This window comes from Shinella sp. GW821-FHT11G07 (assembly GCF_058808115.1).
On the sequence record NZ_JBXARJ010000003.1, the window covers coordinates 267131 to 279922 of the forward strand.

Consider the following 12792-nt stretch of genomic DNA (forward strand, 5'->3'; position numbering starts at 1 on the left):
GCGGGCGGACAATCCATGCAGTTCAAACGCATGGAGAACGAGACAATGTTCGACGCTGTCACAACCATCATGATGGAGGTGGTTCGCATCCTCACCTTCCAGTCCGGGCGGGCGGCACTGCCGCGCCACAGGAAAGCCGTTGTTAACCCATCGGATACCGACCGGATGCGATAACGGCCAGGAAACGACAGGAAAGACCGAAGAAACATGCCAATCAGCAATGTCATGCGCCAGGGGCTCAAGCGCGCCGTCATCACCGGCGGGCTGGAGTTTGCGCACTTTGCGGGCCGCGCCGGGCTGATGTCCACGGCGCGCGGCATGGGCGCGATCTTCACGCTGCATCATGTGCGCCCGAAGGTGCCGCACGTCTTCGATCCCAATGCGCATCTGGAAATAACCCCCGAATTCCTCGAGGCGGCGATCGAGCACCTGCGCGAGGAAGGCTACCAGTTCGTGGCGCTTGCCGACATGCCGGCGCGTCTTGCCATTGCGCGGCCCGGCGAACGTTTTGCGGCCTTCACGCTTGACGACGGCTATCGCAACAACGCCATGCACGCCCAGCCGGTCTTTACCCGCCATAAGGTACCGTTCACGGTGTTCGTGGCGCCGGGCTTCTGCTGCAAGACCCATGGCATCTGGTGGGAGACGCTGACGGAGTTGTTGCGCGTGGCGCCGCATCTGGAGTTCGATTTCGGCACCGGCGCGGTCACCATGCCGCTTGCTACCCCCTTCCAGAAGCAGGCGGCCTTCAGCCGGATGACCCGCTTCGTTCAGGTGGAAACAGATGAGGCGACCGCGATCGAAAGGCTCGATACGGCCGCAAAGGCGCACGGCATCGATCCGATGATGATCACCGAACGGCTCGTCATGCGCGAACCGGAGCTGAAAAGCCTCGTGCTCAACCCCCTCGCCTCGATCGGCGCCCATACGGTCAGCCACCGGTCGCTGGCGCGCCTCAGCGACCAGGAAGCCCGCCGCGAGATGGATGAATCGGCCGACCGCATCGCCGCGATCATCGGCCAGCGCCCGGAAACCTTCGCCTATCCCTATGGCGACCGCGCCGCCGTCTCGTCGCGCGAACACCGCATCGCCAAGGAGCTTGGCTTCCGCCTCGCGGTGACGACGGAACCCGGCACGCTCTCGCCCCGCTCCTTCGACGCGCCGACGACGCTCCCCCGCATCTCGCTGAACGGGCTCTACCAGAAACCGAAATATGTCGGCGCACTGGCCTCCGGCATCCCGTTCCGGCTGCTGCGGCGCTAGGCTTTGGCCGCTGGCTCCACTGTGGTATATATCAGGGACCATGGAGACCCGTTCAATGCTTGCCCTTCGCCTGCCCGCCGAGATCGAAAAGCGCCTTGAGGAGCTCGCCCGGAAAACCGGACGCAGCAAAAGCGAGCATGCCTTGGACGCCATCATCGAACACCTGGACGATCTGGAAGACCTCGCTCTCGCCGAGCAGCGCCTCGAAGAACTGCGCAGCGGGCAGGCAGCCACCGTTTCTCTCGCGGACATGATGAAGGCGCATGGCGTGGAAAATTGAATTCCACCCAGGTGCGGACAAGGAATTTGCCAGACTTGGCGCCGTCGCTACCCAGCGCATTCTCCGCTTCCTGCACGACCGCGTCGCTTCTCTCGACAATCCGCGCGCCATTGGCGAAGCCTTGAAGGGCTCCGAACTAGGAGAATTTTGGAAGTACCGCGTCGGAGACTATCGCGTGATCGCACGGATCGAGGACTCGGTCGTCACGATCTTCATCGTCCGCATCGGTGACCGAAAGTCCGTCTACCGACGCTAATCGTTACGGATACATCCGGACCTTCGTCCAGCCCTTGCCGTCTTCGGTACGGCGGAATTCCACGCGGTCGTGCAGGCGGAAGGCGCGGTCGTGCCAGAACTCGATCGAGACAGGCTTTATCCGGAAGCCGGACCAGTATGGCGGGCGGGGGATGTTGCCGATCGCGTAGCGTGCGGTGTATTCGGCGACAGCCTTTTCCAGAGCGAAACGACTTTCGAGCGGGCGGGACTGTTTCGACGCCCAGGCGCCGATGCGGCTGCCGCGCGGGCGCGAGGCGTAATATTCATCGGCCTCGGCGTCGGTGACGATCTCCACATCGCCGCGAATGCGCACCTGGCGGCGCAGCGATTTCCAGTGGAAGCACATGGCGGCCTTGCGGGCGGAGAGCAGTTCCTCGCCCTTTCGGCTTTCGAAATTCGTGTAGAAAACGAAGCCGCGCTCGTCGAATCCCTTGAGCAGGACCATGCGGACGTTGGGCAATCCGGTTTCGTCGACGGTTGCCAGCGACAGCGCGCTCGCATCGTTCGGCTCGGTCTTTCCGGCCTCTTCCAGCCAGGTGCCGAACAGGGAATAAGGTTCGTTTTCCTCGGTGAAGTCACCGCTTGTTAACGCGTTTTCGCTCATATTCGATTCAATGCCGATCTATTGGCTGCATGAAGCAGGATGGAGTGGACGTCATAGCAAAGTCGCGACCGGAGACAAAGCCATACTGGGCGCGCTGCCTTGCGATCGTTATCGTGATGATGTCCGGTGCGCTCGTATCCGGCTGCATGAGTGGCCTCGACCTGTTTGACGACAAGGTTGATACCGTGCGCACCAGTGCCGTGCCGAACAGCGCGGAGCGGTTGACCGACGAGATCACCGTGCGCAACGCCGTCTCCTCCGCCGATCTTGCGCGCACCGCCGGCAGCGCCATTCCCTGGGCTAACTCCGCTTCGGGCAGCGCCGGCGTGATCAGCACCATCGCCGAAAACCGCGACACGACGGGACGCACCTGCCGCGACTTCGTGACGACCAGGCATTCCTACCAGGGCATCGCCAATTATACCGGCCGCACCTGCCTTGGCAGTTCCGGCGAATGGATGCTGCTCGCCTTCGACCTGCAGGGCTGAGGGCACCTCCCGGGGCTTGCGCGAAATCTTTGCGATTTCTCAACCCTGACCCGTAACCAGTGATTAGGACGTTGCTCGCTATCGTGATCGGCAAAACGTCAACGGGTGGAAGTTATGCGTGACCCCTATTCAGTGCTCGGCGTGAAGCGAAGCGCCGGACAAGATGAAATCAAGGCCGCCTGGCGCTCGGTCGCAAAAGCGGTGCATCCCGACCAGAATCACGACGACCCCAACGCAACCGTGCGCTTCACCGAGGCCGGCCGGGCCTACGACCTGTTGCGCGACCCGGACAAGCGCAGCCGCTACGACCGCCAACAGCGCGAGGCCGAGCTTCGCCGCATGGAGCAGATGCGTCGCCAGCAGGCCGAGCGCAAGGCCCAGGCCGAAGCCCCGCCGCGCATGGCGGACGAAGGCGCGGAAGACATGATCGCCCGCATCTTCGGCGTCGATTCCCGCGGCCAGCCGGCGGAAGCCAAACCGGAGGCCCGCCCGCAGCCGCAGGCTCAGCAGCCGACCGCCGCCACCGCACAGGACGCGCGCAAGGCCGCAGGCGACACCCCGCTGGACGAGACGGCGCCGGCGCGCGCCGCCGCGCCCGCGGCAGCGATCATCTCCGCCATCATCCGCCGCATTCGCGGCAGCCGCGCCAAGGTGGAGAAGGCCCCGGATCTCGTCGCCGACGTCACCGTCACGGTCGAGGATATCCTGAACCGGGTGCGCCAGACGCTCGAAACACCGGACGGGCAGACATTGCGCGTGCCGATCGGCGCCGGCTCGACCGACGGCCAGGTGATCCGCCTCCGGGAAGCGGGCTATCGCCTGGAAAACCTGAGACGTGGCGATGCGATCATCACCGTGCGCGTGGCGCCGGGCCGCTTCCGCGTCGATGGCTTCGACCTGAAGGTGGACCTGCCGATCACCATCGAAAACGCCGTGCTCGGCTGCGAGACGACGATCGAGGGCCCTCTCGGGTCGCTTCCCGTGACGGTGCCGGCCTGGTCGGGTTCCGACCAGAAGATCACCATTGCGGGCGAAGGCCTCGTCAAGGAAAACGGCGAGCGCGGCGATCTCATCGCCGAAATCCGCCTTCTGCTGTGGGAAAAGCCGGACGCCAAGATGATCGATCTCATGCGTTCGCTGCGCGAAGGCCTTTATCTTTAAGCCTTTTGTGACGCTTCGGTAAAACATGCACCCATTGTTACGTGTGCTAACAGTTCCTGAAGCCTCCCGCGCTTGAACCACCGTGCCGCCTATGCCATAGGCAGTTTCGACTTTAAGTTCAGGGGGCAAACCATGGTTCAGGCATCTGGTCTGATGAAGGGCAAGCGCGGCGTCATCATGGGCGTCGCCAACAACCGTTCCATCGCCTGGGGCATCGCCAAGGCTATCCACGCACAGGGCGCCGAGATCGCCTTCACCTATCAGGGCGATGCGCTGAAGAAGCGCGTCGAGCCGCTGGCTGCCGAAATCGGCGCCGTGCTGGCGGGTGATTGCGATGTTTCCGACGAAGCGTCGATCGATGCGGTCTTCGACAATGTCGAGAAGATGTGGGGCAAGATCGACTTCATCGTGCACGCCATCGGCTTTTCCGACAAGGACGAGCTGACCGGCCGCTACGTCGACACGACGCCGGGCAACTTCGCCAAGACGATGCAGATCTCGGTCTATTCCTTCACGTCGGTCGCCCGCCGTGCGGAAAAGCTGATGACCGACGGCGGCTCGATGCTGACGCTGACCTATTACGGCGCGGAAAAGGTCATGCCGAACTACAACGTCATGGGCGTTGCCAAGGCTGCACTCGAGGCGAGCGTGAAATACCTCGCCGTCGACCTCGGCCCGAAGAACATCCGCGTCAATGCCATTTCGGCCGGCCCGATCAAGACGCTCGCGGCCGCCGGCATCGGCGACTTCCGCTATATCCTCAAGTGGAACGAGTACAACGCGCCGCTGCGCCGTACCGTCACCATCGAGGAAGTGGGCGATGTCGGCCTCTACATGCTGTCCGACCTGTCGCGCTCGGTGACCGGCGAAACGCACCATGCCGACAGCGGCTACCATGTCGTCGGCATGAAGGCCGTGGACGCGCCGGACATTTCCGTCGCCAAGGATTAAACGGACCGCGGGACCTTCTGCCTTGCTTATCTACATGATCCGACACGGCCAGACCGCGTGGAATGCAGAGGGCAGGCTGCAAGGGCAGAAGGACATCCCGCTGAACGACACCGGCCGCAAGCAGGCGGCCGGTAACGGCACGGCCCTCAAGGGCATTCTCGGCAAGACGGTTTCCGATTTCGATTTCGTGGCAAGCCCGCTTGGGCGCACGCGCGAGACGATGGAGATCCTGCGCCGTGCCATGGGCCTCGATCCCCTCGCCTACCGCACCGATCCGCGCCTCGTCGAAGTCTCCTTCGGCGACTGGGAAGGCCATACCCTGCCCGAACTTGCAGCGCAGGCGCCGGAGCGCGTCGAGGAGCGCCGCCACGCGAAGTGGAACTTCATACCGCCGGGCGACGATGCCGAGAGTTACGAGATCCTCTCCTGGCGCATTGCCTCATGGCTTGCCGACGTGCGCCAGCCGACCGTTTGCGTCAGCCATGGCGGCGTGTTCCGCGCGGCCTTCCGCCTGCATGGCATGGGTGAGGAAGAGGCAGCCAACACGCCGATCCATCAGGACCGGCTGCTGCGCATCGACGCGACCGGCATGCACTGGCTCTGACGAGCGATTAAATCCTACTGGATGATTTCGAGGTCGTTGATGACGCGCTTGCCATCCACTTCGGTGTAGAACACCAGCACCTTCACGCCCGGCGTCAGCCCTTCGAAATTGAACTCTTCCGGCGCCTGGTACTTCTTGCCGTCGTCCAGCGACAGGCTGAGGTTCGTCGTATCGACGTTCGTGATGGTGGCCTCGACGTCGGCGCTTTCTGCCGATGCAGTCAGTGGCGAGAGGAAAACAGCCATAGCCATCAGCGCGGCGATCAGAAGGCGCATCGTGCGAATCCCTGGAAATGAATCGGTCTTTTTGCTGGCCATCAGATGCCCCCCAAATATGGCGAAATTTGCCCGCCCCCGCGGTCGTGTGAAATGGATGGCCGGAAAGGCCCCGTGAATCAAGGCGGGCGAAGCGCTCATCCCCCGGATTGTCGGACAAATGCGGCGCAGCCGCGCCTTGTCGAGCGGAAATGCAAGTATTTCAGCTGCTTATAAATGCAATTTTAAGGAAACAAGCCGTACCGTTTTGCAACAAACGGGAACTGTCTTTTGCACCTGCCTGCCGCCCTTCGCCGCCATCTGGCGTCCATTGCAGAATGGGCGCGGCCGTCGCTCGTTCCGGCGGCGATTGCCGGCTGCGTCATCCTGACGGCTGGCATCATCTACGAGCGGCAGAACGCGAACATTTACCGCAACGAGCTGCAGAACCATGTCGCGGGCGACCTCGCACTCGTCGGCGCCCGTCTGCAGAGCGAGGTGAACAGCAATGTGGCGGCGCTGCGGAGCGTCGCCAACATGTTCGCCGTGGCCCCGGAGCAGGCGACGCTGCAGTTCAACGTCTTCGCCCGCAAGCTGATGCTGCAGAACACCCATTTCCGCCGTGTCGGCGTCGCACCGGGCGGCAAGGTCACGCAGGCCTTCCCGCTCGATGGCAACCAGCATTATCTCGGCACCAATTTCAGCCGCTTCAACTCCTTCCGCATGGCCGCCCAGACCGATCGCTCGCGCGGGCGCCCGCTGATGTTCGGGCCGGTGGAATTCGCCAAGGGCGGGCGCGGCTTCAACCTCTTCATGCCGGTCTTCACCAATGTCGACGCCCGACCTTACTTCTGGGGTTACATCGACGGGGTGATAGACGAGCGCAAGCTCTTCACCGATGCCGGCCTCATCGATCCCGACCGGCACAACCCGCCGGGCTTTTCAGCGCACTCCGCCGATATCCAACTGGCCATCCGCGATGTCAGCGTGCCGGACAACATCGTCGACCCCTTCTTCGGCGATGCCGAGATTTTTGAAAGCACACCCATCGTCCAGGTGCTGGATTTTCCAGGCGGCCGCTGGGAACTGGCCGCCATTCCGGCGAAGGGCTGGCATCATCCGCCGGAAAACCTGACGCAGATCCGGCTCATCATCATCGCCGCCGCCCTCATCATCATCGTACCGATCTTCCTGACCGGCGGCCTTGTCAGCGAGCGCCAGCGCAACATTGCCCGGCTCAGGGCACGCGAACGGCAGGTGAAGTCGCTCTCGCAACGTCTCGACATTGCGCTTGACGCGTCCAAGATCGGCATCTGGGAAATCGAGCTTGCAACCGGCGCGCGCAACTGGGACGCCCAGATGCACCGCCTGCATGGCTTCTCGGAAGAAGCGACGCCGAACGATCACGAATGGCGCTCGGTTCTCCACCCGGACGACGTCGCCACCGCCAAGGCCCAGATGGACCTGATCTGCGCCGGCGGCAGCGAATACAAGTCGCAATACCGCATCCTCATGCCGGACGGTAGCTGGCACTATATCCGCAACGTCGGCTCGCGCCTCGCCGGCCCGAACGGCGAAGACAAGCTGACCGGAATCAGCTGGGACGTCACCGAGGACGTGCTGCTCAACCAGGCCCTGAAGACGGCCAAGGAACAGGCCGACATCCAGAACGCCGAGCTTGCCAAGCTGACGCAGCGCCTCGACCTGGCGCTCGATTCCTATGAATGCGGCCTCTGGGAGGCCGATCTGGAGGATGGGCTTACCCTGTGGGACGAGCGCATGCACCAGCTCTACGGCGTCACCAACACGGGAAGCCGCATCACGCACGACACCTGGATCAACGCCATCCATCCCGACGACCGGGAGGAGGCGGAAGGCAAGGCCGACCAGACCATCCGCGAAAACGTGCCCTACATGCGCACCTCACGGGTGGTTCACCCCGATGGGACGATCCGCCATGTGCAGTCGGTCGGCAAGCTCCATGTCGGGCAGGACGGCCGCCGCAAGCTCGTCGGCCTCGCCTTCGACGTCACCAGCGACGTGCAGATGACCGCCCGCCTCAAGGAGGCCAAGGAGCGCTCCGAGCTGCAGAATACCGAGCTGGAGCAGACGACCCGCCGCCTCGACCTCGCGCTCGATTCCTACCAGTGCGGCCTGTGGGAAGCCGACCTGAACCGCGGCCGGACCTTCTGGGACCCCCGCATGCATCAGCTCTATGGGCTGACCTTCACCGATGGCATCGTTACGCAGGAAGCCTGGCTTGGTGCCATGCACCCGGATGACCGGGCGGCGATCATCGAGAACGTCGAACGCTGCATCGCGCAGGACCTGCCCTATGTGCACGAGGCGCGTGTCGTTCTGCCCGGCGGGGAAATCCGCCATGTGCGTTCCGTCGGCAAGATCCACTATGGTCATGGCGCCACCCGCAGGCTTATCGGCCTCGCCTTCGACGTCACCGAGGACGTCGTGCTGCGCGAACATCTCAAGGCCGCCAAGACGCAGACAGACGCCAAGAACCTGGAACTCGAACAGGCGAAGGTCCGCATCGAGCACAACGCCCTGCACGACCCGCTGACCAGCCTTGGCAACCGTCGCAAGCTCGACGACGAACTGACCGCCATCGCCGCACTCAGCATGACCACGGACGTGCGCGTCGGCATCCTCCATATCGACCTCGACCGCTTCAAGCAGATCAACGACACGCTCGGCCATGCAGCCGGCGATGCGCTGCTCGTGCATGCCTCGCAGGTGCTGCGCGCCTCGGTGCGCGAGGGTGACCTTGTTGCCCGCATCGGCGGCGACGAATTTGTCGTGGTGGTGGCCGATACCACGGACGAGGCCTATCTCAGCGGATTGTCGCGCCGCATCATCACGCTGATGCAGCAGCCCGTCGAGTATGAAGGCCATCTCTGCCGCTTCGGCGTCAGCATCGGCATTGCGCTCGCCGAAGGCCGGGCGGTCGACACCGCCAAGCTGCTGGTGAATGCAGACATCGCGCTCTACCGCGCCAAGGCGATGGGGCGCAACCGGCACGAATTCTTCACGCAGGCGCTGCAAGCAGAAATCATCTCGAACAAGCGCATCGCCGACGACATTCTGTCCGGCATCGAGAACAACGAATTCGTTCCCTACTACCAGCCGCAGATCGATGCCGGCACGCTGAAGCTCGCGGGTGCCGAGGCACTCATCCGCTGGAACCATCCGCGCGACGGCCTGCTCACACCCGATCGCTTCCTGAAGATCGCCGAAGACCTCAACGTCATGGCGACGCTCGACCGCATCGTGCTGGAAAAGGCGCTGCTCGATTGTGCCCGCTGGGCGGCGCGGGGCCTGATCATGCCGAAGATCTCGGTCAACGTCTCCGCCAAACGCCTACGTGACGAAAGCCTGATCGACAGTCTCACCGGCCTTTCCATCCAGCCGGGCCAGATCGCCTTCGAACTGGTCGAATCGATCTTCCTCGACGAGAGCGACGATATCGTTCTCTCCAATCTCGAGCGCATCAAGGCGCTCGGTATCGACATCGAGATCGACGATTTCGGCACCGGCCATACTTCGATCGTCAGCCTCTTGAAGCTGAAACCGAAGCGCCTGAAGATCGACCGCCAACTCGTCGCGCCCATCCTGTCCTCGCGCGACGAACAGGCGCTGGTGCGCTCGATCATCGAGATCGGCCGCTCGCTCAATATCGAGATCGTGGCCGAAGGCGTCGAGACCATGGAACACGCCGAGATGCTCGGCCTGCTCGGCTGCGACCTCTTGCAGGGCTACGCCTTCGCCAAGCCGCTATCGCGCGATGCGTTCCTGGCCTTCGGCACCGAGATGCGCTGGAAACTGGCGTCTTAGGTCTCTTCCTTCAATCGACGGCTTCCCCTCTCGTCGGGCAGGGTCCCTTCGAGAGCTTCGTTTATGCCGCCATGCTGATCCTGCCGCCTAAATCCTTTGGTAACCATATGTAAGGATTTCGCGCTATGCTGGAATCGACATCACGAACCCACAATCTACGGGAACTCCATATGTTGAATGCGAGCACCATAGGCCCGAACATTATGGCGGAGCTTGATCGGCACAGATCTGGCCCAAAGATTTCAGATTTCTCGAACTGGAGAACTCCACCAGCATCGGCTGTCCGCACTCTCGATGAACTTCCACCGGAGGCTCGAGAGAGTGTAGCCCGCGCAATTAAAACGTCAGAGATGCGAAAATCAGGGCAGTATTTACTCCCGCCCGACAGATCCAAAGATTTCACGGACGCAAAGATACGCGAAGCGATCGGCAAGGCCGATATCACCGCCCTGAGCGACGACCAGGTCGAACAACAAATCGAGCTTTTTGCTCATGTGAGACACAGCGGCCGCACAGAAGAATTCGCATTCTTCGGAAAGAATGGCGACCAGACGACGACGTCGATGACGCAGTTCATCATCTGGCTTCAGGAGCGCCGCGACGCAGACAAGGACGACGGCACCTATTCGCCCAACCTTTTGAGGGCGTAGCGGAGCTTGAGGTACGCCCGCTGGGACAAACGCCAACGCCGCATGCGAAACCCTTGTCCCACCCCTCTCTTTTCCACTAAGAGAGGGACCACTTCTATCGGGTCCGGTTCCGCTCATGTCGCACAACACTTTCGGTCATCTTTTCCGCGTCACCACCTGGGGCGAAAGCCATGGCATCGCGCTTGGCTGCGTGGTGGACGGCTGCCCGCCCGGCATCCGTTTCACGCTCGCCGAAATCCAAGCCTGGCTCGACAAGCGCAAACCCGGCCAGTCGCGTTTCGTGACGCAGCGCCGTGAGGACGACCTCGTCAAGGTACTCTCCGGCGTGATGATGGACGAGGACGGCGAGACGATGATCACCACCGGTACGCCGGTCTCCATGATGATCGAGAACACCGACCAGCGCTCCAAGGATTATGGCGAGATCGCACGGCAGTATCGCCCCGGCCACGCCGACTACACCTATGACACCAAATACGGCATCCGCGACTATCGCGGCGGCGGCCGCTCCTCGGCGCGCGAGACGGCGGCGCGCGTCGCTGCCGGCGGGCTTGCCCGCAAGGTGGTGCCGGGCCTCACTGTCCGCGCAGCACTGGTGCAGATCGGCAAGCACAAGATCGACCGCAACAACTGGGACTGGAACGAGGTCAACAACAACCCGTTCTTCGCGCCCGACCCCGCCATCGTTCCCGTCTGGGAAGCGTATCTCGACAGCGTCCGCAAGGCCGGCTCGTCCATCGGCGCCGTCGTGGAAGTCGTCGCCGAAGGCGTGCCGGCCGGCATCGGCGCGCCGATCTACGGCAAGCTCGACCAGGACATCGCCTCGCTCCTGATGTCGATCAACGCCGTGAAGGGCGTCGAGATCGGCGACGGGTTTGCCTCCGCCGAACTGAGCGGCGAAGAAAACGCCGACGAGATGCGCATGGGCAATGACGGCAACCCGATCTTCCTGTCCAACCATGCCGGCGGCATCCTGGGCGGTATCTCCACCGGCCAGCCGGTGATCGCCCGCTTTGCCATCAAGCCGACCTCCTCCATTCTCACCGAGCGCCGCTCGATCGACGCCGACGGCAACAATGTCGACCTGCGCACCAAGGGTCGGCACGATCCCTGCGTCGGCATCCGTGCCGTGCCGATCGGCGAGGCCATGGTTGCCTGCGCCGTTGCCGATCACTACTTGCGCGACCGGGGCCAAACCGGCCGTCTTAAATAGGAGCCTGCCATGAGCTACGACCAGAAGCGTGTCGTCGATGCCATCCGCGCCTTCGAGGCCGGCGAAATCGTCGTCGTCATGGATGACGACGGCCGCGAGAACGAGGGCGACCTGATCGTCGCGGCCGTGCATTGCACGCCGGAAAAGATGGCCTTCATCGTGCGCCACACCTCCGGCATCGTCTGCACGCCGATGCCGCGCGAGGAGGCCAAGCGCCTCAACCTCAACGCCATGGTGGCGGAAAACGACTCGGCGCACACCACCGCCTTCACCGTTTCCGTCGATTTCAAGCATGGCACGACCACCGGCATTTCCGCCGACGACCGCACGTTGACGGTGCGCAACCTCGCCAATCCGAATGTCGGACCGACGGATTTCGTGCGCCCCGGCCACATCTTCCCGCTCGTCGCCCGCGAGGGCGGCGTGCTGATGCGTTCGGGCCATACGGAAGCCGCCGTCGATCTTTGCAAGCTTGCGAGCCTGCCGCCGATCGGCGTGATCAGCGAACTCGTCAACGATGACGGCACGGTGATGCGCGGTCCACAGGTGGCGAGCTTTGCCGAGACGCATGGCCTGAAGCAAGTCTCCGTCGCCGACCTCATCGCCTATCGCCAGCGCAAGGAAACGCTGATCGAACAGGTCGACAGCTTCACCATCGACACGCCCTACGGCCGGGCCAAGGCGATGACCTACACCCTGCCCTGGGACCCGATGCACCACCTCGCCGTCGTCTTCGGCGACATCCGCGACGGTGTCGACATTCCGGTGCGCCTGCATCTCGAAAATGTCGGCGGCGACGTTTTCGGCGCGGACCGCCAGATCGATGGCATCATGAAGCGCATTGCCGGCGAAGGCCGGGGCGTCATCGTCTACCTGCGCGAGGGCTCGGTCGGCGTCGGCGCCTCGCAGACCGCCCGCAGAAGCAAGCATGAGGGCGAAGGCCACGACGAAGCGCAGGCGCGCGAAAGCGAATGGCTGGAAATCGGTCTGGGCGCGCAGATCCTCAAGGATCTCGGCATCACCTCGATCCGCCTGCTGGCCTCCCGCGAGCGCCACTATGTCGGCCTCGAAGGGTTCGGCATCCAGATCAGCGCGACGGACCTCTGCTGATCGCCTCATAGCGCCCGAATATCCCGCGTCCCCAAAACGTTTGCACTTCACGCGACGATCGGGGATCGCGGGATTTCATTTGGGGGCGATAA

The 12792-nt window shown here is 63.2% G+C and carries 14 protein-coding genes; 12 read left to right on the forward strand and 2 right to left on the reverse strand.

The window, feature by feature from the left end; all coding sequences use genetic code 11:
- Positions 1 to 15: 15 nt before the first annotated feature.
- From AC1RT2_RS07735 to AC1RT2_RS07750, 4 genes are read left to right on the forward strand one after another with little or no spacing between them, the layout of a single operon-like run.
- Positions 16 to 174, forward strand: coding sequence for a hypothetical protein (locus AC1RT2_RS07735; RefSeq protein WP_493100835.1), 159 nt, complete (start codon positions 16 to 18; stop codon positions 172 to 174).
- 33 nt (positions 175 to 207) lie between these two features.
- Positions 208 to 1263: a polysaccharide deacetylase family protein gene (locus AC1RT2_RS07740; RefSeq protein ID WP_493100837.1), complete on the forward strand. Its 1056-nt coding sequence runs from the start codon at positions 208 to 210 to the stop codon at positions 1261 to 1263.
- Between the two features lie 55 nt (positions 1264 to 1318).
- Positions 1319 to 1543, forward strand: a complete 225-nt coding sequence (gene relB / locus AC1RT2_RS07745) for a type II toxin-antitoxin system RelB family antitoxin (RefSeq protein ID WP_493100839.1) — start codon at positions 1319 to 1321, stop codon at positions 1541 to 1543.
- The gene (locus tag AC1RT2_RS07750; protein WP_493100841.1) at positions 1527 to 1799 is read left to right on the forward strand and encodes a type II toxin-antitoxin system RelE family toxin; all 273 of its coding nucleotides are present in this window, start codon (positions 1527 to 1529) and stop codon (positions 1797 to 1799) included. Before relB ends, AC1RT2_RS07750 begins: the two co-directional genes overlap by 17 nt.
- A 3-nt stretch (positions 1800 to 1802) precedes the next feature.
- Here the strand turns inward: AC1RT2_RS07750 and pdxH are convergent, their stop codons facing one another.
- Complete coding sequence (pdxH, locus tag AC1RT2_RS07755) at positions 1803 to 2423, reverse strand: pyridoxamine 5'-phosphate oxidase (protein ID WP_493100843.1); 621 nt, start codon at positions 2421 to 2423, stop codon at positions 1803 to 1805.
- A 44-nt stretch (positions 2424 to 2467) separates the two neighbouring features.
- Between pdxH and AC1RT2_RS07760 the strand changes: the two genes are divergently transcribed.
- From AC1RT2_RS07760 to AC1RT2_RS07775, 4 genes are all read left to right on the forward strand, one after another.
- Positions 2468 to 2911, forward strand: a complete 444-nt coding sequence (locus tag AC1RT2_RS07760; RefSeq protein WP_493100845.1) for an RT0821/Lpp0805 family surface protein — start codon at positions 2468 to 2470, stop codon at positions 2909 to 2911.
- 114 nt (positions 2912 to 3025) lie between these two features.
- Positions 3026 to 4072, forward strand: a complete 1047-nt coding sequence (locus tag AC1RT2_RS07765; protein WP_069059568.1) for a DnaJ C-terminal domain-containing protein — start codon at positions 3026 to 3028, stop codon at positions 4070 to 4072.
- A 132-nt stretch (positions 4073 to 4204) separates the two neighbouring features.
- Entirely contained in the window at positions 4205 to 5023 is an 819-nt protein-coding gene (gene fabI, locus AC1RT2_RS07770) for an enoyl-ACP reductase FabI (protein WP_069059569.1), read from the forward strand.
- Positions 5024 to 5045: 22 nt separating this feature from the next.
- Positions 5046 to 5627, forward strand: coding sequence for a histidine phosphatase family protein (locus AC1RT2_RS07775; RefSeq protein ID WP_069059570.1), 582 nt, complete (start codon positions 5046 to 5048; stop codon positions 5625 to 5627).
- Positions 5628 to 5641: 14 nt separating this feature from the next.
- On the opposite strand, the gene AC1RT2_RS07780 is transcribed toward AC1RT2_RS07775, so the two are convergent.
- Positions 5642 to 5902 (reverse strand): DUF1344 domain-containing protein, encoded by a 261-nt coding sequence (locus AC1RT2_RS07780; RefSeq protein WP_069061489.1) that lies wholly within the window; start codon positions 5900 to 5902, stop codon positions 5642 to 5644.
- 270 nt (positions 5903 to 6172) lie between these two features.
- Here AC1RT2_RS07780 and AC1RT2_RS07785 point away from each other — a divergent pair, with 270 nt between their 5' ends.
- The 4 genes from AC1RT2_RS07785 (at position 6173) to ribB (ending at position 12700) form a co-directional block, all read left to right on the forward strand.
- Positions 6173 to 9727 carry a bifunctional diguanylate cyclase/phosphodiesterase gene (locus tag AC1RT2_RS07785; protein ID WP_493100848.1) on the forward strand — a complete coding sequence of 1185 codons (3555 nt, stop codon included), beginning with the start codon at positions 6173 to 6175 and terminating at the stop codon, positions 9725 to 9727.
- A gap of 170 nt (positions 9728 to 9897) precedes the next feature.
- Positions 9898 to 10377 carry a hypothetical protein gene (locus AC1RT2_RS07790; protein ID WP_493100850.1) on the forward strand — a complete coding sequence of 160 codons (480 nt, stop codon included), beginning with the start codon at positions 9898 to 9900 and terminating at the stop codon, positions 10375 to 10377.
- A 115-nt stretch (positions 10378 to 10492) separates the two neighbouring features.
- A complete protein-coding gene (gene aroC / locus AC1RT2_RS07795) occupies positions 10493 to 11590 on the forward strand; it encodes a chorismate synthase (protein WP_444798873.1) in 1098 nt (365 codons plus the stop codon).
- A gap of 9 nt (positions 11591 to 11599) precedes the next feature.
- Positions 11600 to 12700 carry a 3,4-dihydroxy-2-butanone-4-phosphate synthase gene (gene ribB, locus AC1RT2_RS07800; RefSeq protein WP_493100853.1) on the forward strand — a complete coding sequence of 367 codons (1101 nt, stop codon included), beginning with the start codon at positions 11600 to 11602 and terminating at the stop codon, positions 12698 to 12700.
- Positions 12701 to 12792: the final 92 nt, after the last annotated feature.